We start from the raw sequence: 26,441 nt of genomic DNA, 5'->3' as shown, positions 1-26,441 counted from the left end.
TACAGTAAAAGATCAATAAAGCTAGTGCTCAATACAACCGAATCAGTCTATCATGACAGAATGATACTGTATGATTCTTTACGATTATTATGAAGATAATTTGCCTACTAGCATAGCAATGACTGAAAATATACCTAAACTTACTATTACCTGTTAGTGACTTTTAGCTCATGCAAAGCATGTAGTTGTTAAAATACAATCATCTAAAAGATTATTTATCTTAAATCTAGACCATTTTCAATCTAGACGCATTATGTGATATTTTATGTTTATTCATTAAAGAATTAGAGAAAAATATAAAATATAATGACTATTATCAATATTATTACTATATAAAAAGATAATCCTTGTATTATCCGTTAGTTATCTTACTGGACATTATACCAATCTCCATGTACTATAGATAAACAGATCTTCTTAATGGTGGAAAACACAAACGGACCTTCTTCTTTAATTCTGCTTTAATAGTGAAGCTTTTTTAAAGTAGTAAATATATTTTTATTCTAATTTTTCATATAGGAAATTATATTCCCAATTATATTTAATAATATTACTAATATGTAATATGTAGTATGTAGTATGTATAACTCATGATCTTACTAAGTATATTACTAATATAGTATAACTAGTATAACACTATCTTAAATTACACCGATCCCACACAAAATAATCCATAACGAAAAAGTTTAAACAACAAGTAACTCATATACATTATAAATCTTAAACCATAAAAAATATTGTAGCGCTTTTATAATTTTTGATAAAATACTTTGCAAATAAGACAATACTACGAAAGAAGATACAAGGATTATTCTGAATAAAGTAACTGCTATCCCCGCATATTAATTTTTGCAAACACTATTTACCAACAGTACCAACAGATGATTGATATCTAAATATTTCTTCGTGGTAATCCAGTTAGATGATCTAAGATAATACGCGGTCCTAACTTATAAAAGAACTAGATTATGATCTAGATATTTCAGTATCAACGCAAAATATAATATAAGTGCTTAAGTCATGATTAACTAAGACAGACAAACTGTAATGCAAAAGATATAATATTTACAGAGGAATCAAAAAATCATATCCTTTATAGTCATCATCCTAGGAATTATCTATGCATGATAAAAATATACACATCTAGGCTAAAATAAAAAACCACTAGCCTATACGGATAGATAATCTTTTAACAACACACCATTAAGATACAATGATTCTGTATCATGATCACGGATCATATAACACTAGTAAGGCTCAGTATGATTCAAGCAACTGTTTATTAATAGATATTTGAACAGTATGACTATCGCAGTGATAGCACTGCACGATAACATGCAGTACTTGAATATCTTAAATATTATTAATGGTAAAAAATGAGACAGCGAGAACTTAATAAATATAGCCATGGAAAGACCATATCCCATGACACAACATCATGATCTGGTAATTCCATTATAGACAACAATAATCAGTAGGAGTCCTTTTGCCGAAAATTTATATCTGTCTTATATTGGCGCTATTCATTATTAGTACCTATTCTGCCCTCGCCCGGGCAGATCAAGCTAATTTAAAAATTATCGGATTATCTAAAGATTTAGAAACTAATGTTCAGGCACATTTGTCCCCTCTGACTAATCAGGGGGTTCTTACGGATATCCGTTTTCGCTCTCATATTGAGATGATGGTAAGAAAGGCCCTAAAAGCATTAGGATATTATCAACCAAGCATTACCTTTAATCTTGTGCAATCTCAGAGACCCCATCAAAAATCCCTGCTTATCGTTAACGTCATACCGGGTAAACCAATTAAAATCGCTCAAGCAAAAGTAACATTAAGAGGTAGTGCATGCAGAGATGATGATTATCTTGCCTTAGTGATGCAAGAAAGACCTCTTAAAGGCAGCATTCTTAATCACAGAAAATACGAAAATTTTAAAAATTCTTTAGATAAAATAGCATTACGTAAAGGTTATTTTGACGCTAATTATCTAAAAAGCCAACTACAAGTAGCCGTCCCTCGTTATATAGCATTCTGGGATATCGACTATGATAGTGGCGAACGTTATTGTTTTGGCACAGTGAATTTTATAGGTTCACATATCCGTGAAGAATATTTACAGAATATCGTACCATTTCACGCAGGTGATGTCTATTCTGCCAATAACGTGGCAGAGCTAACGCGACGCTTATCAGAAACCGGGTGGTTTAATTCAGTATCTGTTATTCCGAATATTGATAAAACAAATATAGATAAAAAAGTACAACTCAACGGAGTTGTTACAGCACGAGCTAAAAACACTATTGAGACTGGTTTTGGATCTTCAACGGATATTGGGCCGCATCTTAAGGCGCGCTGGAAGAAAAGTTGGGTCAATAACCGCGGACATAGCTTTCATACTATGATAAAGATCTCAGCGCCTGAAAAAAATCTGGAATGGACATATAAAATACCACTATTGCAAAACCCACTAGAGCAATATTATCTGATACAAGGTGGTGTAAAACGCACTCATCTTAATGACACGCAGTCTGATGCTTCCACTCTGTCTGTATCACAGTATTGGGAACGATCTAATAACTGGAAATGGGCCACTCACATACACTGGATATTTGACCATTTTACTCAAGGTAATACCACCAATACTACAATGCTAATTTACCCCGGAGTCACTCTTGATCGTACCCGTTCGCATGGCTCACTCATGATGCCCTCTTGGGGTGATTCTCAGCATTACTCTCTTGATATCTCAAATTCCCTATGGGGGTCATATATCGATTTTGTCGTAATTCAAGCAAAAAATGCATGGGTCCAAACTGTACAGGAACGATCTCGTTTTATTGAGCGTATTAATCTAGGTTGGATCAATACTAAGCACTTCTCAAAAATTCCACCGAATCTACGTTTTTTTGCCGGCGGTGATCACAGTGTTCGAGGCTATAAATATAAAGCACTATCTCCGCACGATAGTGCGGGAAAACTTACAGGTGCTTCAAAATTAGCCATAGGATCGATAGAGTATCAATATCATATAACTGGAAAATGGTGGGGAGCAATATTTGTTGACTCAGGCTCAGCTCTTCAAGATCTTCAAAAAAATCCCATTAATACTGGTGTTGGTTTTGGAGTACGCTGGCAATCTCTTCTTGGCCCTCTCAAACTTGATATTGCACGCCCAATAGGTAGAAGACAGGCACATAATGTACAATTGTACATTGGTCTTGGACCTGAACTATGAAATGGTTGAAGAAGGGTCTGATTTTTGTCTTTATCTTAACTATATTGCTATCTTCTTTCATTACGTTTTTAGTAGGCACTACAATTGGCATGAAACTAGTATTACATACAGTAATCAAATCTATACCTTCTGTCTATATCCAAAAAATCGAAGGAACTCTGCATGATGGTAGCTTAACAGGCGTCCACTATACCACGCCTGGTATCACAATAAATATAAATAAGGTTCACTTTAAACTGAGCTATCGGTGTTTAATTGATAGAAAGCTCTATATGAATGCAGTAATGTTAAAAAAAGTTAATATATTAGTAGATAAAAATTGGCCATCATCTCAGATAACTCATTTCTTATCGGAAAAAAAGAATTATAAATATTATATCTCCTATTGTCCTGTAAGGCTGAAGAGAGTGGCTATCTATGATGTCAAGATAAAACTAAAAAACACCGGAATATCGCTTGTATCTTTTATCGGCGGTATCAAGTGGAAACCACAAGAGCTCATACTAACACCGTCGCATCTTCAAGGGCTAACCATATCACTACCACAAACTAAAATAGAAGAATCAAAAAAACAGATATCTATCTATAATATAGATAGACGCTCTATAAATCCATCCTATACCTATACACATGTAGGAAAAATCATTAAAACGCTATGGAATACAACTCTAATTCAATATCTACCAATATTTAATCTCCCGATTCATGTCAATCTGATGACAATTTTTTGTGAAAATTTAAATTTTATAGGAAACACTCACACCTCTATTGATACACTTTTAATACAAGCTACCATTAAAAATCAGCAATTATATTTAAAAAATTTAGTAGTAGATGCCCCTGGGGGAAGCATACAATCTTATGGCCACATGAAGCTCCATGGCACATGGCCGCTAAACTTTATATTACATGGTATGATTAATGTTGCTGGTCTGAAAGATGAAACAATACAAGCTAACCTTAATGGCGATTTATGTGGTAATTTAAAATTAGTATGCAAATTGTCTGGATCGGTGCAAGCACTGCTCAATCTACATACTCAATTGGCTCTTTCGAAAAAACCAGTGTATATACAATTAAAAAGTTCCGCATTATTCTGGCCACTTTACGGAATAACACCATTCCGCGCCCATAATGTTAATTTTTTATTTAGGGGTGATCTAAGTGACTATTCTGTATCCTTAGCAGCAGATTTACAAGGACAATATATGCCATCTATTATGCTAATCGCTAATGGGAAAGGCAACACAGATAAACTCATTATTAATACACTGCAATTAAAATCGTTAAAAAATAAAACCGAATTTAAAGGACAAATTACCTGGAAAGAGTCACTGAACTGGTATGGAAAATTCAAGTTTTCTGATGTAACTACTAACAATCAGAATGCTGACAGAATCTCCCCCTTAAAGGGAGAGATCATTACCCACGGAAGCCTATACACTCGCAAGCACAAAATACCTAGAAATCATATATGGCAAGCACAAAATCCAGGGATATGGCTTCAAGCCACAGGAAAGCTATTTCATAATCCATTAAAGATCTATGGTTCATTATCTGCCCAAGGTTTAGGTCAATGCCATATTCCAATTATTAAATTAAATCTAGGTGGTAATACTCTTACTATTAAAGGTGTTGTGAATAAAAAGGTTAATCTACATATAGATATTAATGCTAAAAATTTGAAAAATTTTATTCCAGAATGCTCTGGCAGTGCACGTGGAAATCTCCACGTTCAAGGTGATCTGACAGAACTGCGTTTTTTAATGAATGGCAGTGCTAATCACTTAAGATGGCGTGATACACAAATCGCTCGCATCCAATACCGCGGATCCATTATAGCTAATAATAAAATTCAGAGCGAAATTACGCTACGTGTAGAAAAACTAAAGCAGAAAAAAGTGGTAATAAACTTTTTGCAATTACGCGCCATTGGTACTGTCATGAAACACATATTGGAGATTAATCTGAAAGGCAATCAAACTACAAGTAAAATTACCATTCAAGGCTCTCTTGATCCTATAGCAGGCCGGTGGAGTGGTACATGCCCTAATGCTTACTTCTCCAACACTCTAGGTGAATGGCGTTCAACCAATAATATTACTTTTGATTTTTTTTATGAGAAACAGATGTTCCATCTGTGGTCTGGGTTCTTCAAAAGGACAGACGTAACACTGCCCCTGATAAACCTCATCAAACCTGATAAATTTGGTCATCTTAAAATCTCTTTGCGTCATATAAATTTAGCCATGTTTAACATGTTTCTACCAATGACAGCTCAGTTATCAGGAGAGCTCAATACTGGATATGCAGATATAATCTTAAACTCTCATGCATCACTTTCTACCGGCGTTGTTTCCGTAATAGGAAGTAATATTATGATTAATCATAATATTATTGGCCATAATATACCTATTATCTTAAATAAATTCCAACTAGATCTAGCCTTTAAAAATCAGTGCATGCAGCTTCAATGGCGAATTAGTATTGCTAATAATGGGAGTGCAGATGGTAAAATTCAGGTTTCTGATCTTAGTGGAAAGCGTGTATTAATCGGGGATCTGAATGTTAATTCTCTTTCTATGGGGCTTCTGAGTTCAGTTTTAATGCCAGGTGAAACAATTTCTGGAGTAGTGAATACACATTTACGACTTGGGGGTAGCTTAAAAAAACCACAGATATTCGGAAAGATGTTGTTAAGTAATGCTAGCTTCGATGGTCACCTTATTCCCATTAAGCTCATCACTGCGAAAATGGCTATATTATTTAAGGGTGTTACCTCAAATCTAGAAGGAGTGGTTCAAACTGAGCAAGGAAGAATCGTTTTTCATGGAATCACTGATTGGCGTCGCTTAAGTCACTGGTATACACGTATTTCGGTCACGGGAGACAAAATTCGAATTACAGTACCACCCATACTCAAGATGGACATTGTACCAGATCTAACATTTACAGCCATGCCTAAATCATTAACCCTAGCAGGGGATATACATATCCCCTGGGCGCGTTGTTTAGTTCAAACAGCACCACTCACCATCAGCAAAGTTTCTTCTGATGAAATTCTGCTAGATTCGGATCTGAAACCCATAACACCGCAATCTATGACAGCACCTATCACTAGCCGCCTTACAGTGCATGTAGGTGACGATGTCATGCTAAACGCTTTTGGCGTACAAGGAAAACTTCACGGAAATGTAAAAATCACACAAGATAAACACGGCCTGGGTGTGCATGGACAAATGAAAATATTATCTGGTCGCTTCCATGCTTATGCTCAGGATCTTGCTATACGTAGAGGAGAGCTGCAATTTTCTGGATTGTTTGATCAGCCGTATTTAAATATTGAGGCAATCCGCAACCCCGAATCCACTACAGATGATGTAACTGTCGGAGTTAGAATTACTGGCTTAGCAAATGATCCTAAATTTGAGATTTTTTCTGATCCTGAGCAAACACAAGAATCAGCTTTATCCTATCTTCTTCGTGGCCAAAAATTAACTTCTGCCAGTGGTGATGGTTATGCATTAACATCAACACTGATAAGCTTAGGTCTTGAGCGTAGCGAAAACATTATTAGTAAGATTGGTCAGATTGTTAGAGTAAAGAATCTTTCTATGGCCACTATAGGAGCAGGTGACAAACAACAAGTACAGGTTAGTGCATATATTTTACCTAGCCTACAGATAAAATATGGTTTTGGCATCTTTGACACGCTAGAGACATTTACTATACGTTATCAGCTAATGCCAAAGCTATATTTAGAGGCGATGTCGAGCCTTGATCAAGCTATTGATGTTCTCTATCAATTTGAATTTTGATAATTAATGTCACAATAAGCAATACTAAGATACTGTGCTACACTTAATAATACACACACACAGGGATGGTCTATAGTAATGCAAAGAAATATTGAAGTACATTGCATAGATCAAATACAAAAACCTAGAATGTTTATGCCCAATTTAGAACATCATTTGGAACATCATAGCTTCAGATCACTGATGAGCTATGCCTGATCATCCTAAAAGCTGCTCTGCAGTTATGCTACAGAGCAGCTTTTAGGATTTTGTGATCGCAATATTTAATCTGTGGATTAAATATACTTAATACTTTTCGGGATTTATCTTGCTCGTATTTCTACTATAACTAACAGTAAGTTTACACATCTTCTTGAACGTATAGTAACGTAAATAATGTTACTGCATTTTACGTAAAACTGCAGTGTTAAATATACTCGTTGTGTATAGAAGATCAGTCACTAGCTGGATAGTACTAGTTACTATCTGAGCTCTTCAAGTAACTCATAAGATAAGAATTCCTTTCAGTACATCGCACTGGGGGTGATCAGTGTGTCATAGTAAATAGACGCTATATCTTAATCAGATGCTCTAAACAATATCAGGTTCTTTAGAGAATATTTAAATCTATCCTGAATATCAGCAGATCACATAATGTGATATAATTAACTCATAATCCATTCTGATTTTATGCAACGCTTTTTAATAAAAACACTCAACTTAACAAATGATTGTCAACATGACATGGGCATATCTATCTAATTGCTAAACATCATATTTACCATGATTCTCAATAGAGATGTAATATTTTAAAGAAACTTTCTACTATCTCTAGGTTTCTATAGCATAGAATATATGTTTGATTAAACTATTAGCAATATATATCGCATCAGTTACACAATGCATCTTAAGAAACAACGAAAACAGTAGCCGTATTATAATAATAATGCATTACAGATCCACATTAACATTATCAATGACACAATTCATCACTCTCATTAGAGGTATCTCAGAATGATAGAAGCAAAAAATATGTCTTTAACATGAGATAATACAAACATTCTTACTCGCTACACATGTAAAAATGATTTCCTTTGAATGACAGTTATGAGTAAATTTTATACACAGCGTTAGCGATATGGTTAATTAATATTATGTGTTAGGTCTAATTAAGAGACATAATTGAGACATGAATAAACTCAAGAACGATCGTTACCTACGTGCGTTATTGCGTAAACCCGTGGATAGCACTCCTATATGGATGATGCGTCAAGCTGGACGTTATTTACCAGAATATAAAGCAACTCGTGCCATTGCAGGAAGTTTTATGTTGTTATGTAAAAACCCGGAGTTAGCTTGCGAAGTAACGCTACAACCATTACGACGCTATGCTCTAGATGCAGCAATTCTATTCTCTGATATTCTTACTATTCCTGATGCTATGGGTCTAGGGCTCTCTTTTTCAGATGGGGATGGCCCGCATTTTGATTACCCTATCACTTGTCGTGCTGACGTTGAAAAATTATCGATTCCTGATCCGGAGCAACAACTTGGTTATGTTATGAATACAGTACGGGCTATTCGTAAAAGCTTAGACGGACAGGTACCAGTAGTTGGATTTTCTGGTAGTCCATGGACTTTAGCAACTTACATGGTTGAAGGGGGTGCTAGCAAAATCTGTACTAAATTAAAAAAAATGATGTATACAGACCCAAATACTCTTCACTTGATGCTGAATAAGTTAGCAGATAGCGTTATATTATATCTGAATGCGCAAATACTTGCTGGGGCTCAGTCCATTATGATCTTTGATACATGGGGTGGTATCCTAACAGGCCGTGGTTATCAAGAATTTTCACTCCAATATATACATAAGATTATCGACGGTTTATTTCATGAACATGACTGGCAGCGCGTACCAGTGACATTATTTACAAAAGGCGGAGGGCAGTGGCTTGAAGCAATGGCTGATATAGGATGTGACGCACTTGGCATAGACTGGACTACAGACATTGCTGATGCTAGACGGCGTGTCGGTAACAAAGTAGCTATTCAGGGTAATATGGACCCATCAATATTATACGCCTCTCCTTCTCGTATTAGAGCAGAAGTGTCCACAATACTTGCAGATTATGGCCATGGTAGCGGGCATATTTTTAACCTGGGTCACGGAATTTATCCTGATGTTTTACCAGAGAATGCCAATGAGCTAGTTGAAGCCGTGCACAAACTTTCGAGGGTGTATCATCTGCGATGAGACTGTATATGCGCTTTCTGATTAACCATCCGGTATTCTAGAAAGCTCTACTGAAGAATAGTCAGATTAGACTACTAACTACTACATGCATATAGTATATGAACCGAGATAATAACGCTTAAATTTCACATAAAAAATCAATGATTATACAATATATTAAGTAATGCTAATCTAAACACTCTTTGCTGTGTATATCAGTATTACTTGTTAGGCGTAATCAATAAATAATTTTACTCATCATAGAGTAATAATATTAGGTGTTAAATTTTTCTATACATACATTGTATTATACATTTATACACTATCATCAGGACTCAGAAAAATTCTGTCAAGATCAAGTAGATGCATATATAATCTGTATATATTACATAATAATATTATATTTATATTACTATATTAGTATATTAGTATATTAGTATATTAGTATATTAGTATATTAGTATATTATAGTATAATAGTATATTAGTAAGATTTTGTATCAAATATCAATAGTTACATTTAACTTTAGTGCTAATACGTTACTAACTGTTTGATATGTAAAAAATACTTCACATACCATCATGAGTTTCTCTATAGATTTGGGTTAATCTTTGATTACTATCAATTCATAGATAATATAGATAACTGACAATATAAACTCAGTTGTATTCTTAGTTAGAATAAATTGATTAAAACAATGAGCATTGTAATATTATAGATCTTATTGTCAAATATAACTGATAATATATCATTAGTAATATTGAAATAATTAACAACACCTTGTTAGAATTAAGTTACATTCAAACTATAATAACTATCGATACGTATTAAACAATTTAAAATATCACTTTTATTGTACAGCTCTATAGACTAATGTAGATACTATTGCTATAGTGAGATTACTAAGATCTTTTTGAAAATCAATTTCAGAAATAAGAACATTGCTATCGATGAATTACTTAAATAATACCTAATAAATATGCTCTCTTTAGTTTATTTATCTTGAATATATATCAATCTGTATAAATTACATAGATAGTGATAATTTAGACAATACATCAGGACTATCAGTCACTTTACGAGAAACATCAATCAGAAAAAATTTTTAGCATATTAACGTTTTACATAATTCATACACAAATATGATTAATCATATCAAACCATAATACGCATAGTAGTTTATTCTAGCACATGAATATTTTATTAATATCTTAGGTGTATTATAATATAAATTATATAAAAAATTACTGACAAATTTCACAAATTCTGATATTATTATTCAATAATTATTTTAAAACTGTAAAAGATAGTTTAATATAGGGTATTTAGCTAAAACATCGCCTAGATCGACACACACAGTAACCTGAAAAAATCTTTAAAACACTTTCAGTGACAAGATATATTATATATTTAATAAAGTCTAAGTCAGTTATATATATTGTCTCGCTAAGCGATTACAAATTTATCGATCTTTCGCTTTTTGAGAAGTGATATCTAAAATAGGCACAGTATCTGCATTCATGTGAATGAATCAAGTTAAAAATTCTCTTACCAGAGAGGCAAAACGTTGAACCAGAGGATTTCATGGCTAAAGAAGATAATATTGAGATGCAGGGAACAGTACTAGAAACATTACCCAATACAACATTCCGCATTGAATTAGATAATGGTCATACAGTCATAGCACATATATCTGGAAAAATGCGAAAGAATTATATTCGCATTTTAACGGGTGACAAAGTCACAGTAGAAATCACCCCTTACGACTTAAGCAAGGGCCGAATCATTTTTCGTAGTCGATAAATAATATAAGTCTATGATTAATTAGTTTTATGCACAGTTCTGCTATCAAAAAAGATAGCACTTAAAATACACTTATGCTCTAATAACTAAAATATCTATTGACAGATATCATCTATAAAACATTAATGCAGTCTATACTAATCACGTATACCCAATACTGAAGCGTTGTGATCTACTCTAGCGTATGATCATAAGATCATTGCTATATGACAATTAAGAGTAAGATGATTTATTACTTTTTTCGTAGGTTTTGAACTACAAAATACAGAGTTTTAGAGGTTACTACACCTATGGCACTTATCGGTATTTTCTTTGGTAGCGATACAGGTAACACTGAAAAAATTGCCAAAATGATCCAGAATAAGCTTGGTCATAACATTGCAGCACTGTTTGATATCGCTAATAGCAGTAAACAAGATCTTGAAAGCTTCAATATCCTACTACTAGGTATTCCCACATGGTACTATGGTGAAGCTCAATGTGATTGGGATGATTTTTTTCCTACTCTATCAGAAATAAACTTTTCAGGTAAATCAGTGGCACTGTTTGGCTGTGGTGATCAGGCAGATTATTCTGATTATTTCTGCGATGCAATGGGAGCTATAAGGGATATAATTGTGTTAAAATCTGCAGTAATCATAGGCCAATGGCCTTCTCAAGGTTATACCTTTGAGGCATCAAAGGGGATGGCAGATGAAACTCATTTTCTCGGTCTTGCAATTGATGAAGATAGACAACCGGAACTTACTAATGATCGGGTCAATCGGTGGGTAGAACAAATTTGTCATGAACTTAATCTAAAGATATCATAATAAAGTTACCAAGTCAAACAATGTAGATTCTTTAAATTTTGACATTATTCTATTTTTCAAGAAAATATAGAACTACATAATGTTCTCCTGAAATTATTTCTGATAAAAAGATCATAATTCTATTATCTTCATTCAAGCTACATATCCTCTAGTTGTTAGATTTCCTGCAACTCAATGATTATTCATCAAATATGGATAGATACCATCTATCCATATTTATATAGAGTACAATAAAAATATGAAGTTATATATATATGCTCATTGTCCATTTTGTATCAAAACACGTATGATTTTTGGTTTTAAAAATATCTCTGTTGATCTTGTTGTGCTAATGAATGATGATGAAGTAACACCAAAGAAAATGATTAATAAAAAAATGTTACCAATTTTGATGAGACAAGATGGACGCTATATGGCAGAAAGTCTTGATATCATTGAATACGTTGACGCTTTAGACCAAATCCCTATTCTGGTAGGCAAAGCGTCTCCTATGGTAAATTACTGGTTAAATCATGTGAATAAATACATATACCGTTTACTTATACCATACATAGCAAAAGCACCATTTATTGAATTATATACCTCCCAAGCACGTACTTATTTTAAGGTAAAAAAGGAAAAATCTTATGGCAATTTCAAGGACCTGACTAAAGATTTTCCAACATTAATCACGAGTCTGAATAACGATTTACAGCAGCTCGCGATGCTTATCGTTCAGCCTGATGCAGTGAACGGTCAATTGTCTATCGATGATATTAATTTATTCCCTCTACTGTATCTATTATCGCTTGTAATAGAAGTCAAGTATCCGGTACAAGTTGCTAATTATCGTAATAATATGAGCAGAAAAGCAAAAATACCTCTACTTTCTTAGAGTATATTTCGCATTTGACAATCAGAGCAGATTTTGTATAAAAATTATCTTACTATATATATGACAAATTTCATTAGATATAAAATGCTTATAGTGATGGAGATCATCATACTTTAATGAAAGTCTATCAAAATAACACAATAATATTATCCAGTATCGAGATATTATTACTACTTATAGAAACACGACATGGCAGATATATTATAGACCACTTCAAGTGCTATCAATTCTTATTATTACACACATCTACCGCTAAAAACATAAACCTCATACATATGAGATGTTTTTTGATTTACCAATAGTAAAGAACAAGATCGGCTTTATATTCAATATTTCATCTATACTCTATACTCTATATAGTATCGTAAGATACATATAAACCTTTGATCATCTGATTAGAAGACGCTGCACATACTTGCATACAATTTTATGCTGATTCATATTCAACTAAATAAAAAACAGGATAGGAAACATGCAAAAAAATGCAAAATTTTATACATGTATTGTATCTGTTGATTATGATGCGAAGAACATCTTTACAGATTAAATAGGTAAAATATTAATATTACTCAGCAGAAGGCAATCATTTTAGTTTTAGTACAATTAATACTTACGCAGCATGAGCAATAGATAGTCTAAAAGTACTATGCTCATTACTTGTACTTTAATGTCATTTTCTGTATCTGCGTAACCACCATCAATATTTATACGATACTACTCTAATCTAATGTCTCGATACACATGCCAATTCTCTCGCGCATTATATTAATGAAAACTTTAGTTATCATTATATGAGCAACTGGTATACTACTATTAAGATATATCCGTAATTCAATATATCGATGATTACTGTATCTATGGTATGAGCACTAGTAGCGCTTTTTATAAATATTGTATATTATTATAAAACATTATTGAAGTCCGTACCAAAAAGTCTATATTCAAAATGAATCATGTTATAAAATAAGCACTTATCTTAATTAAGATACCAGCAAAAAATACTCTTAGTGTTTAGACAGGCCTCATATCATTTCTAGTATGTGCAATAACTATCAATTTTTATTGATACGTATAAAATCAATGAGTCTTTAGGGATTAAATGTTAAGCTAACATATGAGTTAATTACTGATATTCAATTGCTACAATATTTAAGTCAATTAATGAATGAGTTTAGAGCGCTGATTCACTAAAAGTTGAACTCTTTATTAAGATTGATGAATTAAATAATAAAAATGATGATTAACATCATGGAAATTCCTACATCATATACATCATTCACAGAACTGATATTAAACGCAAAACTTTTTGAAAAATCACTTTAAAAATCACTATGAAGTAATTATTACAAAACTAATAAATCTATATTAGATATACAGTATCTATATTCTCTATTCTAGTATATAACCTGAATACTTAGTATAAATAAGTACATGAAGACATAATATAAAATATACGTAGAAACTATTTATTTTCAAAATATTTTAAATATAAACTCAAAACAATTGTGATTTCATTAGTACTGAGCAATAGATAATTGTATTATAAAAATATAAAATAAATAGTTAAAGTTTAATTCTAGAAATGCAACATCATTGGCATTTTGGTATCAAAAATATACATTTATATTAAAATATAAAACAAGATGTTATCAATACATCAGTATAAATAAATAAATAAATAAATAAAATTACGATGATCTATTGAATAATTATTGAATTTTTGACTTAATGCCTATTGAAATGTTATATCATGAATCAAAATTTACACAAAATAAATAAAGAAAGATATTACGAAAAAAGATCATTAAATATATAAAACAATTATAAGACATCCACAATTAGTAACGGACCTATACACACATAATCTACCAATATTATTCTAAAACTACTCTAATCCATATACCATATACGAAATATATTACATGTTATATTGCTAAGTAATATCTACAGTAATAAGATGTATTATATACATAATATATAATTATATATATTAATAATACATATCTGAACTGATTATAAAATCATATATATTTACTGTGTAAATGTATATTTACTCTCTAAACGTATGCGTATATGCATTGCATTCGATGAACTAATTAATGATACATTATATTGCGCGTTAATAAAAAGAACTTAGATCCTATTATTTTTGCATGATTAACTATCTTATGTTAATACATTATAAGACAGGAGTCACTCTAACTACATTATCGAATAAATTGTCATACAATGTCCATGCTAGCATTTTATACTACAACTAATGTTCCGAAAGAAAAATAATCGCTAAGTTTGTCTCTATGGTAAATACTTGATACATACATAAATCGATATAATCATGAGTAAACTGAGAATTACTTTAAAATCGTAGATCACTACAATCTGTAAAAATATTACAATATAAGAGATACTTTTATATAAAGATAAATCTATCCATGCATCGCCATACAATCGCCATATTAAGAGAAAGCCATACATAAGAGAAATATGCATATCAATTGTAGTTTATGATAAAATATCTCAGGCTAATATGTTGATGATATCTAATGTCGATGCTATCTTATCGATGATGCTTATCATCTCATAAACACTTGCTACGCACTTTATGATATTTTAGAAAAAGCCACTCTTGCGTAACTAGAGTAATTGACAAAGAAATAAATTGTCCATACTACACTAATACTCTTGTACCAGAGTGTACACGGAGCTTATTAATATAGTAGCGCTATGCAATCAATAGAGTCGTAGAATTCTCTACGTATTATGCATGAAATTTTGTGAACTAACTTCTGCTATCTCTTTCATCTAATAATAATTAGATGTATAATCCACACACTCGTTCAAGATATTACAAATAATATTCAACAAAACAAGATATCAGAAGATTAGTGTTATGGGTATCGAAGTTTTAGCCTATACTAGCTTATAAATATAGAAAACATATAATATATCACTAACTAAGGAGATTGATTGTTATGGTACGTATTGCGCTATTTCTCCTAACTAACCTTGCTGTCATGGTAGTGTTTGGATTTATTTTGAGCTTAACAGGTATCAGGTCAAGCAGTTTGACTGGTCTTATAATTATGTCCGGACTTTTTGGTTTTGGTGGCGCTCTGGTTTCATTACTCATGTCCAAATGGATGGCATTACGTTCTGTTGGCGGCGAAGTAATTCAACAGGCACGTAATGACACTGAGCGTTGGCTAGTAGAGACTATCACCCTACAATCAAAAAGAGTGGGTATCGCCACACCACAAATTGCTATCTATCATGCGCTAGACATTAATGCCTTTGCCACTGGTGCACGTCGTAATGCTTCATTAGTTGCAGTATCCACTGGTTTACTGCAAAATATGAGCCGTGATGAATCTGAAGCGGTTTTGGCACATGAAATTAGCCATATTGCTAATGGTGACATGGTCACTATGACCTTACTTCAAGGGGTTGTAAATACTTTTGTGATTTTTATATCGCGAATCATAGCTCAACTGGTATCAGGTTTTACCTCTGGCTCAGATGATAATGAAGAAGAGAAAAATAATGGCCATCCCATGGTTTATGTGATTGTCTCTACAGTACTTGAGTTTATCTTTGGTTTACTAGCTAGTATCATCACCATGTGGTTCTCCCGTCATCGTGAGTTCTATGCTGATGCCGGCGCAGCTCGTTTAGTTGGATGTTCAAAAATGATTGCTGCATTACAGCGTTTAAAAACTAGTTATGAACCAGAAGAACCCGGAAATATGATGGCGTTTTGTATTAATGGCAAATCGAAATCGATTGGTGAACTTTTTATGTCACATCCACCGCTCGACAAACGCATTGAAGCTCTACATAAAATAGAACAATCATACACAAAACAGAGTGCATAAAATAGCAAAATCATACACAAGGTGGTAGCAGAGAAGCTCTAATTGGTCTAAAAAAATCTCACCAATAACTCTAACTGCTCTCACTGATTTTTTGCATCTGATAATACGAATTCTCTAACCAACTTTCTAAAATAATTGCAGCAGACAGTGCATCAACACAATCTTTTTGGAGTAAAGCGGCAGACCCTCTTCGTTTAAATATTTCCGCCCGAGCTGCAATCGTGCTTAAGCGCTCATCATGTAAATAAACCGTGATGCTATAGCGTGTATTGATACACTGTGCAAAAAAAGATGTTTTTTTTGTAAAAGGCTGCTCACTGCCATCCATATTAAGCGGTAAACCTACCACAATATGGGTGGGCTGCCACTCATAAAAAATAGAATCTACCTGATTCCAATCAGGTACGCCAGACTGTGCTTTTAACGCTTGTAACGGATATGCAGTACGAGTGATACTCTGACCAGTAGCAACGCCAATGCTTTTCATACCAAAGTCAAATGATAAAAATGTCTGATAACAAGTCATGCATGACCCGCCTGGCTCACAATATGATACATATCAACGCCAAGATTTTTAGCCGCAGCGTTCCATCGTGATGCTATGGGTGTACGAAACAGCACATTACTATTTGCAGTGGTGGTTAACCAGGCGTTTTCCATTAACTCCTGCTCTAATGGACCTTGCCCCCAAGCGCAACAACCTAGAGCAACTAGTATATCATCAGGTTGTTCATCTGTACCTAAAGTTTCTAGAACGTCCCGCGATGTAGTCATTATTATATCATCTGACACGCGCATGCTAGAAGAAAAGGTTCGTTGTGCTGAATGTAAAATAAAACCTCGATCTTCTGCTAATGGACCTCCAGCAAAAACTGGTTTATTTAACTTAATCTTCGCTACTTTAGAAGAGTGCGTAATCTTTAATTTTTGCAGCATCTCTGAAACCATAAGATTCTCCATAGGTTTGTTAATAATCAATCCCATAGCTCCATCAGAGTTATGTTCAAAAATATAGACCACTGCCCGCTTAAATAACGGAGTTTTTAGTGTTGGCATAGCAATTAAGAAATGATTTTGTAAATTCATACCAAATATTCTGCATCTATTAAATACCTATTATTTCAGGTATTATAAAAAGAAATCTCTCTATGTATAGGGAGTGATACCCTACTATAAAAAGCATTTAGTTAAACGTTGTTCAATTACATCCATCAATAATCCACTAATTGATATTGGTACGGTTCTCTCAATCTCACAAATACAAGTTGGGCTCGTTACATTAATTTCAGTTAATTTATTACCTATAATATCTAACCCGACAAAAATAAGACCTTTCTGTTGTAAGATAGGGGAAACACGATTTACTATTTTTATATCACTTTCAGATAACATGCGTACCTCGCCATAACCACCAGCTGCAAGATTCCCGCGTGTTTCACCTACTTTAGGTATACGAGCTAAACAATACGGTACTGGTTGGCCATCTATAACTAGGACGCGCTTATCACCATCTGAAATTGACGGTAAATATTCTTGCGACACACAATAAACACTTCCATGTCGAGTCATAGTTTCAAGAATTACTGACATATTTAAATCATTCTGTTTAATACGAAAAATTGACACACCTCCCATTCCATCTAATGGTTTAATTATTATTTCATGGTGTCTGTGCCAGAATTCACGAATTTTTGTAGCATTTCTAGTCACTAGCGTCTCTGGTGCAAGATCAGAAAACCATAAAGTAAATAATTTTTCATTACAATCGCGTAAACTCTGCGGTTTATTAATAATCAGAACCCCTTGCTCCTCAGCGCGCTCTAGAATGTAAGTAGAGTATAAAAATTCAGTATCTAATGGAGGATTTTTACGCATGAGTATTACATCCAGGCTCGACAGCGCTATATCTTGTTCATTTTTTAATGAAAAGAAAGGAGAATTATTATTTTGTATATTGATATTAATTAATCGTGTGTAAGCGCGCCCTTCGCCCTGATATAGATACAAATCAGACATTTCCATATAATACACTGCATACCCACGAAGCTGCGCCTCTATGAGCATAGCTATGCTGGAGTCTTTTTTAAAATCAATCGAAGTAATTGGGTCCATTACCACACCAAGCTTGATCATCTCTATTGTTGCTCCTATCCATCTCCTTCATATCTCAGCATTTGGCTTAGTGATGCATTAATAATGCACCATATTATATTTTTTAAGCAACATCAGGCTATAAGCCTAGATAAACGATTGTAATCAGTGATTTTTACTATTTTTAAAAAATAACTTTTTCAAGACTAAAAGAACTCTAGGTATTTAATGATTTAATCAAGATACGCACGATACTATCGTGTTTCACATGTGCATCGCTAATTTATGACATGAATATATACTGCTCACCAAAATATATTATAACTTTATATCCCTAATGCCAAAACTTATTTCCATGAAATTACTACTTTATCTCTTCTGATAACATTAGCATCAGAACCGTTTATATATATTATATATATGCTGAGTAATATTTGAAATCATCTATAATATTGCATATACTCTATCGTGTTCAATGCTAAACTGACACTAACCTTGACATCTATACCCATTAGTTGGAACGGTTTTCAGCTTTTATAGCTCTCATATATGCTTAGGTATACTAGATTATAGTAGACATATAGATAATACTAGATATATAAATAAGCACCTCTAATATTTTTAAAACGCAGACCCATGCGTAATTAGAATGTAAGCTTGCCTGATACAGGATATAAGCTTGCCTTATACTAAGGTAATGATTTTTATTAGTAGTTAATGACTAACCTCTACCAAATAATGCAGCTTTTACCTAGCTGATCTTTCTATTATAAATAGAAATGGCTTGGGTTAAAGCAGATGAAATGCGTTAATATTATATCGTTTGACACTGCTCTCTGCTAGAATAATCCCTGGTTAAGATAGAATCTATGTACTCTTTAAGACAGTTAACTCCTCATGAAATCATGAGCAAACCATTATTATGGCAAACAACTTCTATAATCTATTTATATTTTGAGCGATCTAGATACAGTATCTATACTACACGATAGTAATAAATATATATCTCATCTTCCCTATCAGTGATTCTAATGTCTTGATATAAATCCTTTAAAAAAGAACCAAAAGATTATGTTATAATAAAAAGGATGTAATGTACATGCACGATATCTTGTAGACCTAACCATGATATTTATATTGATGATGTAATATTTGTAAAATCAACACGTGTAACAAGAAGCTGATCAATCCGATAACTGTCAGTATCCACTACTTCGAACTTATATCCTTTTAGTTTTACAAAATCAGTACGTTTAGGAATTTTTCGCAACATAAACATCATAAAACCACCAATGGTTTTATAATTTTCTGACTCTGGAAAAGCATCAATCTGCAATACACGCATCACATCATCAATTGGAGTCCCACCTTCAATTAGCCATGAACTAGCATCCCGTGCAACAATCTGATCTTCTAATCCTTGTCCTGCCAGATCACCCGTTAAGGTAGTCATAACATCATTAAGCGTAATAATGCCAACCACTAGTGCATATTCATTTATAATGACTGCAAAATCCTCTCCAGCTGTCTTAAAGCTTTCTAAAGCCTCAGATAACCGAAGAGTATCTGGTACAATAAGTGCAGAGCAGATCTGGATATTGCTATTTAGAGATAAAGTCTGGTGACTGAGAACACGCATTAGAAGTTCTTTTGAATCTATATAACCAATGATGTGATCAATATCATTGTTACAAACTAAAAATTTCGAATGTGGATGACTAGCGATCTTCTTTTTTAAGCTACTCTCGCCTTCATTCAGATCAAACCAAACCACGCTTTCACGCGGAGTCATAGACGAAGGCACTGTCCGTGATTCTAATTCAAACACATTCTCAATCAGTTCATGCTCTTGTTTTCGCAACACACCAGCTAATGCTCCTGCTTCAACTATAGCATATATATCATCAGATGTAATTTCATCCTGCCGCACCATTGGTATTTTAAAAATTCGAAATATAATAGTAGCCCCTCCATTAAACAACCATACCAGTGGACGGCATATAAATAGGCATACACGCATTATATTAATAATTTTCAGCGACATTTTCTCTGGAGCGTTCATTCCTAAACGCTTAGGAAATAAATCTGCAAATAATATAAACAAACTAGTAATCAACGTAAATGAACAGATAAAACTAAGACGTTCTGCGACATCAACATCAACTATATGCACAAAAAACGCAAAAAAAGCTGGAGAAAAAGCTGTATCACCGACAATGCCACCGAGAATTGCTACTGCGTTTACACCAATTTGGATTACAGTAAAAAACATACCAGGATTTTCTTGTATGTTAAGAACATGCTGAGCATTGATATTACCATCATCAGCTAAAATCTTAAGCTTAATCTTACGAGCTGCTGCCAGAGAAATTTCTGAAATTGAAAAAAATGAACTAACGAGAATAAGAAGTAATATAATAAGGAAACTGTCTAACATAAAAAATCCATCTGAGGTCTCGACTATCTCTATAATAAGTTAACAATTTTAATTAACAATTAAAATCACTGACACATTATATTGAATCTAAAACACAAATATTTACATTTCCGTATTTATTGTAAAATTCAAAAACTATTATTCTATAATATTCTATACATACCAAAAACCTATCATTTAACGTCAGTTGGTATAAAAATCGCATTAACATTGAAATAATAACCTAGCATCAGTATTTATATTTAATAAATAATGATCATTATATAATTTAACTGTGTGGCTATATTGATAAATTTTGAGTTGCTACTGAGAAAAATCAAATAACTTTTTCCAGCCACCGGTATTCTTATAAATTCAGATATACCAATAATTTTAGTACTCTTTGTTACAAGGAAGCGCTAAAAATAATATTTTAACCACATTGGTCATAGATAAGTTATATAATAACTAGAAGATCTATTTCCCATTGTTGATTAATTAGAGAACTAATTCAGTATAGATCGAACCATATTATATGTCAGATTTTATCTACAACACTTACCTACATTGGATGTATAATATATTAACATGATATATAAATATACCAGAATGGCATCTCAGGACGCTCAGAAAAATCTAATTATTGTTAAATAATTATTTAAACACAATAATAGCAATAGAGGTATTTACAGGTCATATGAAAAAAAACATAGTAGAAATCAAAAATCTAAGTTTTTCTTACAAAAATTTATTAATTTTCGATAATATTTCTATTTCTATTCCTAGGGGAAAGATAACAGCTATTATGGGGCCATCCGGTATCGGAAAAAGCACATTATTACGATTAGTTGGAGGACAGCTCCGTCCACAACACGGAGAAATATGGTTTAACGATAAAAATATCCCTGCTCTTTCTCGTTCATGTTTATATAAAACACGAAAAAAGATGAGCATGTTATTTCAAGCTGGCGCTCTATTCACGGATCTTAATGTATTCGATAACGTTGCCTGGCCGTTGCGAGAGCATTCTTATCTACCAGTGCCTTTACTAGAAAGCGCAGTCATAATGAAACTGGAATCTGTTGGATTGAGGGGGGCAGCACACCTGAAACCTTCTGAGTTATCAGGTGGCATGATACGGCGAGCTGCCTTAGCACGCGCTATTGCTCTAGAGCCAGACTTAATTATGTTTGATGAGCCTTTTGTTGGACAAGATCCTGTCACTATGAGTGCTTTAGTGAAGCTCATTAAAGAACTGCAACATTCTTTAAATATAACTTGTATTATCGTATCGCATGATGTTCTTGAGGTGTTAAATATTGCTGATTATACATATATTTTAGATGATAAGATAGTACTAGCGCAAGGCACCACACTAGAGCTGCATACACATCATAACATCCGAGTGCATAAATTTATTAATGGTATTACTGATGAACGTATGTCGTGCGCCTTTCATTCTAGGGATTATCTGAAAGATTTAATTGGATCAAGAAAAGGCATAGAGTAATGTATCTACAAGTATTGTCATTACTAGGTCGCAAAGTCGTTAACTTTTGTGCTTCCTTAGGACGCGCTGGATTAGTATTATTCCATGCACTATTTAGTTTTCCGCGTTGTCGCTTACATGCACCGTTATTGGTAAAACAACTATATAATATCGGAGTGCTATCATTATTAATTGTTATGGTTTCTGGGTTATTCATTGGCATGGTCTTAAGCATACAAGGCTATCGAGTATTAAAAACTTATGGTGCTGAAAGCGATCTTGGGATGATAGTAGCCTTATCACTCCTACGCGATCTAGGGCCGGTCATTACAGCACTCTTATTTACCGGACGCGCTGGATCAGCGGTTACTGCAGAAATAGGTCTGATGAAAGCCACTGAGCAACTGGCAAGCATGGAAATGATGGCGGTTGACCCATTGAAACGTATTATTCCACCTAGATTTTGGGCCGGCTGCATTAGCATGCCTTTACTAACTTTCATTTTTGTCTCAGTCGGCATTCTTGGCGGTGCAGTAGTAGGTGTCACTTGGAATGGCATTGATTCTGGTTTTTTTTGGACCGCTATTCGTGATGGGGTTCACTTAAAACAAGATATTACTAATTGTACAATTAAAAGTTCAATATTTGCTGTAACTGTGATATGGATAGCCCTATTTAATGGCTATGACGCCACCCCAACCTCCGAAGGAATATGTCAAGCCACAACGAGAACTGTAGTACATGCCTCACTAGCAGTACTAACTCTAGATCTTATTTTGACAACGCTAATGTCAGGGCACTAATACAACATGCAAACAAAAAAAAATGAAATTTTAGTAGGTTTCTTTTTACTGCTTTCGCTAAGCGCTATTCTTTTTTTATGTCTCCAGGTGAGTGATCTTCACTTACCCTTTAGCACGCTAACATGGAAGCTATATGCCACTTTTGATAATATAGGTGACCTAAAAATAGGCTCACCAGTTAAAATTGGAGGTGTAGTAATAGGTCGTGTCACGGACATTAAACTAGATCCAAAAAATTATTCACCAAGAGTTAGCATGGATATTAAAAATCAATATAATAATATTCCGGACACTAGTTCGCTTAAAATACGAACCTCCGGTCTATTAGGTGAGCAATATTTAGCACTAAATATTGGTTTTAGTGACCCAGAGATGGGTACTAGTATGCTAAAAGATGGGGGGACCATTCAGGATACAAAGTCTGTAATAATGCTCGAGGATATTATAGGTCAGTTTTTATACAAGAACGATAATGCTGACAAAAAGCATCAATTTTCTATAACTGATACTATAAGCTCAAGAAAATCAAAACCTAGGTTGGCAACCAGTAATCCATAACAGAGGACATTATGTTTAAACGTGTACTGATCCTAATAATACTATTCTCTTTACAGGTAAGAGCAGTAGAAACGGAACAGAGTAATCCTTATAAAATTATGGCAATAGTTGCCATGCATACTTTTGATCGAATTAAAAATGAACAGATGATTATTAATCATAATCCATCCTATCTTCAAAAAATTATAAATGAAGAAATTCTACCCTACATGCATGTGAAATATGCAGCTGCGTTAGTTTTAGGACCTTATTACAAAAATTCAACCAAAGCTCAGCGTGACAACTATTATAAGGCTTTTAGGCTATACGTATCCCATATTACTACTCAAATGCTTGCAATGTACAAAGGGCAATCTTTTTACATCACACCAGAAAAGCCAATTCATGAAGCAACGATCGTTCCTATTCGTATAAGTATAACGGATCCTTCTGGAAGACCACCAATGCAATTAGATTTTCAATGGCGTAAAAACAGCATCACCGGTTATTGGCAAGCCTACGATATTATCGCAGAAGGTGTAAGCATTATTACTACTAAACAAAATGAGTGGAGCCATATTTTACGCCAGAAGGGTATTAATGGTTTAACACAAACACTACAATCCTATACCAATCAACCCATAAAATCCAATAAGCAGTAAGCATGAATAACCAACTTAAGTGGAAGGTAGAGCAAAATAATCTCTACCTTATAGGTGTATTAATACATGAAACATTACTACCTTTATGGCATCAACGTCATTTAGTAATGAAATCTATAGAGAACATAGATGTTGGTGCATTAACACGAATCGACACAGGTGGTCTCGCTTTGCTAATTCACTTACAAAGCAAGAGCGTCCATCATCAAAAGCGGCCTCGTATTTCCGGAGTTACTAGTCAACTAGATGCTTTAATCTCACTCTATAACCTAAAAAAAATTATTAATCACAGGCCATAAGATCACCTCTGCTGCTAAAATATGCTAAAAGTCCATCTGATAAAGAAAAATTCCTTCAGGAAAATTGCCCATTACATTAACATCAAAGATTATACATCATATCATGATACATATATATTCGATATTCTACAGATCATTTTGAATCCATCTGTCCAGCTATACTATGCCATAATCTCTAAGCAATATCGTATCAATTGAATATTTTATCTACATGCGATCGTTCTCTTGAACGTCCTCTAAGAAAAACTTAGCTTGATCCTTATGCATAAAATTAACTTGGAATGTTATGATATAAAGTTAATACTCATTTTATAAGTACCCTAAATATTTTTATATACTAACTAATTTGTAATTAAGGTTGTTCAGTTAGAAACTCTCATTTTTTCTACTACCGTCGTCTATATAACTCATTATATAGCTATTTTGTGTGAATATGCGTCTTGACTTCTTGTTGTTTATATATATATATTTATATATATAAACATGCATTCGCTGTGAATAATTATCACAGCTTGTCTCTTCTGCATAAGGTGTAGAGAAGGTGTACCCCTACATGCCTAAATATAGCGTGTTGACTCTAGTGTTTTCACTCCGATAATAATACCGAGCACTTGCATTGTATATGTCATATCATACGAATACATAGCGCTTAGTGATTTTAACTGATCATAAGAAAAAATAACTAATCATGAGATGAATCTCAACAACACATTAACTCATAGTGATATATGATATATACAATATTTGTGTAGAGTACTACAATTAAATATTACACGCATATACACAGGACGAGATCTCTATCTAAACGAACATGTGAACACCCTACTTAAAGATTTTAAAATATTAAAGCCTTGAACGATAACAAATGCATAACCAGCACCTTATATAACGGATTATACTTGTGTAATCGTACATTACTAACCTACAAAGTATTATTGATTTATTTTATATATAAAATGTTAAATTTTATTGAGTTACTTTTTTAAAAGAACTAAAGAAATTACTTACAGTAATAATATAATTTTACATTTAGTCAAACTTTGTTAGATTATCTGTCACCCATCAGAATAATAATTAAAGTCATGGCCTGATAAAGTCAGATGATCCATGCACTATTCTATTAACTTTGTGCAGAATCACAGAAGTATGAGAAATTCTAAGATAATAGCATTTTTCTTTTAGAATTCTTAATATTCTTATAAGATGTATAATTATTTATGATATAGTGAGATTCAGAACATGGTTGATAAAAGTATCATTAAATCTGCTTTACTAAAAATATTACCATTACAAGAAGTCTATATTAGCGGTGATGACAACCATTTGCAGATTATCGCGATTGGTCAAATCTTTAACGGACTGAGCCGCGTTCAAAAACAGAAAATAGTGTATGCCCCTCTAATATCTTACATTACCGATAATCATGTACACGCTGTTTCTATTAAAACGTTTACCCCCGAAGAATGGCATCGGGATGCTAAATTGAACGATTATTAAACCTTGATATGTTAA

17 protein-coding genes are annotated in these 26,441 nt (G+C 33.3%); 13 read left to right on the top strand and 4 right to left on the bottom strand.

The features are described from left to right. Positions 1-1,486 precede the first annotated feature (1,486 nt). From tamA to htpX, 7 genes are all read left to right on the top strand, one after another. Positions 1,487-3,238 carry an autotransporter assembly complex protein TamA gene (gene tamA / locus CIPSTX3056_RS01140; RefSeq protein WP_072666133.1) on the top strand — a complete coding sequence of 584 codons (1,752 nt, stop codon included), beginning with the start codon at positions 1,487-1,489 and terminating at the stop codon, positions 3,236-3,238. Continuing rightward, complete coding sequence (gene tamB / locus CIPSTX3056_RS01135) at positions 3,235-7,056, top strand: autotransporter assembly complex protein TamB (protein ID WP_072666132.1); 3,822 nt, start codon at positions 3,235-3,237, stop codon at positions 7,054-7,056. The genes tamA and tamB overlap by 4 nt, the downstream gene beginning before the upstream one ends. Before the next feature lie 1,168 nt (positions 7,057-8,224). Continuing rightward, entirely contained in the window at positions 8,225-9,292 is a 1,068-nt protein-coding gene (gene hemE, locus CIPSTX3056_RS01130) for a uroporphyrinogen decarboxylase (protein ID WP_072666131.1), read from the top strand. A 1,563-nt stretch (positions 9,293-10,855) separates the two neighbouring features. Beyond that, positions 10,856-11,074, top strand: coding sequence for a translation initiation factor IF-1 (gene infA / locus CIPSTX3056_RS01125; protein WP_072666130.1), 219 nt, complete (start codon positions 10,856-10,858; stop codon positions 11,072-11,074). Between the two features lie 290 nt (positions 11,075-11,364). After that, complete coding sequence (gene fldA / locus CIPSTX3056_RS01120; RefSeq protein ID WP_072666129.1) at positions 11,365-11,886, top strand: flavodoxin FldA; 522 nt, start codon at positions 11,365-11,367, stop codon at positions 11,884-11,886. 238 nt (positions 11,887-12,124) lie between these two features. Further along, the gene (gene grxB / locus CIPSTX3056_RS01115) at positions 12,125-12,760 is read left to right on the top strand and encodes a glutaredoxin 2 (RefSeq protein WP_072666128.1); all 636 of its coding nucleotides are present in this window, start codon (positions 12,125-12,127) and stop codon (positions 12,758-12,760) included. A gap of 2,972 nt (positions 12,761-15,732) precedes the next feature. Then, the gene (gene htpX / locus CIPSTX3056_RS01110) at positions 15,733-16,632 is read left to right on the top strand and encodes a protease HtpX (protein ID WP_072666127.1); all 900 of its coding nucleotides are present in this window, start codon (positions 15,733-15,735) and stop codon (positions 16,630-16,632) included. 70 nt (positions 16,633-16,702) lie between these two features. On the opposite strand, the gene ruvX is transcribed toward htpX, so the two are convergent. The 4 genes from ruvX to paeA all read right to left on the bottom strand — a co-directional run bounded on the left by ruvX (position 16,703) and on the right by paeA (position 21,160). Next, positions 16,703-17,158, bottom strand: a complete 456-nt coding sequence (gene ruvX / locus CIPSTX3056_RS01105) for a Holliday junction resolvase RuvX (protein WP_072666126.1) — start codon at positions 17,156-17,158, stop codon at positions 16,703-16,705. Further along, positions 17,155-17,718, bottom strand: coding sequence for a YqgE/AlgH family protein (locus CIPSTX3056_RS01100; protein WP_072666125.1), 564 nt, complete (start codon positions 17,716-17,718; stop codon positions 17,155-17,157). Before CIPSTX3056_RS01100 ends, ruvX begins: the two co-directional genes overlap by 4 nt. Before the next feature lie 84 nt (positions 17,719-17,802). Continuing rightward, positions 17,803-18,765 (bottom strand): glutathione synthase, encoded by a 963-nt coding sequence (gshB, locus tag CIPSTX3056_RS01095; protein WP_072666124.1) that lies wholly within the window; start codon positions 18,763-18,765, stop codon positions 17,803-17,805. A 1,090-nt stretch (positions 18,766-19,855) separates the two neighbouring features. After that, positions 19,856-21,160 carry a polyamine export protein PaeA gene (gene paeA / locus CIPSTX3056_RS01090; protein ID WP_072666123.1) on the bottom strand — a complete coding sequence of 435 codons (1,305 nt, stop codon included), beginning with the start codon at positions 21,158-21,160 and terminating at the stop codon, positions 19,856-19,858. Between the two features lie 676 nt (positions 21,161-21,836). Here paeA and CIPSTX3056_RS01085 point away from each other — a divergent pair. The 6 genes from CIPSTX3056_RS01085 to CIPSTX3056_RS01060 all read left to right on the top strand — a co-directional run bounded on the left by CIPSTX3056_RS01085 (position 21,837) and on the right by CIPSTX3056_RS01060 (position 26,426). After that, positions 21,837-22,649, top strand: a complete 813-nt coding sequence (locus CIPSTX3056_RS01085) for an ATP-binding cassette domain-containing protein (RefSeq protein ID WP_072666122.1) — start codon at positions 21,837-21,839, stop codon at positions 22,647-22,649. Continuing rightward, the gene (mlaE, locus tag CIPSTX3056_RS01080; protein ID WP_072666121.1) at positions 22,649-23,431 is read left to right on the top strand and encodes a lipid asymmetry maintenance ABC transporter permease subunit MlaE; all 783 of its coding nucleotides are present in this window, start codon (positions 22,649-22,651) and stop codon (positions 23,429-23,431) included. The genes CIPSTX3056_RS01085 and mlaE overlap by 1 nt, the downstream gene beginning before the upstream one ends. A gap of 6 nt (positions 23,432-23,437) precedes the next feature. Then, complete coding sequence (gene mlaD / locus CIPSTX3056_RS01075; protein ID WP_072666120.1) at positions 23,438-23,989, top strand: outer membrane lipid asymmetry maintenance protein MlaD; 552 nt, start codon at positions 23,438-23,440, stop codon at positions 23,987-23,989. An 11-nt stretch (positions 23,990-24,000) separates the two neighbouring features. Then, positions 24,001-24,630 (top strand): phospholipid-binding protein MlaC, encoded by a 630-nt coding sequence (mlaC, locus tag CIPSTX3056_RS01070; protein WP_072666119.1) that lies wholly within the window; start codon positions 24,001-24,003, stop codon positions 24,628-24,630. A gap of 2 nt (positions 24,631-24,632) precedes the next feature. Continuing rightward, complete coding sequence (gene mlaB / locus CIPSTX3056_RS01065) at positions 24,633-24,929, top strand: lipid asymmetry maintenance protein MlaB (RefSeq protein ID WP_072666118.1); 297 nt, start codon at positions 24,633-24,635, stop codon at positions 24,927-24,929. A 1,239-nt stretch (positions 24,930-26,168) separates the two neighbouring features. Further along, positions 26,169-26,426, top strand: a complete 258-nt coding sequence (locus CIPSTX3056_RS01060; protein ID WP_072666117.1) for a BolA family protein — start codon at positions 26,169-26,171, stop codon at positions 26,424-26,426. The last annotated feature ends 15 nt before the right edge of the window (positions 26,427-26,441 follow it).

The sequence above is a fragment of the Candidatus Erwinia haradaeae genome (assembly GCF_900698965.1).
In the GTDB taxonomy this organism is placed as follows: domain Bacteria; phylum Pseudomonadota; class Gammaproteobacteria; order Enterobacterales; family Enterobacteriaceae; genus Erwinia_E; species Erwinia_E haradaeae_A.
Note: the sequence above shows the minus strand (reverse complement) of the source record. Positions and strands in the feature narration are given on the sequence as shown.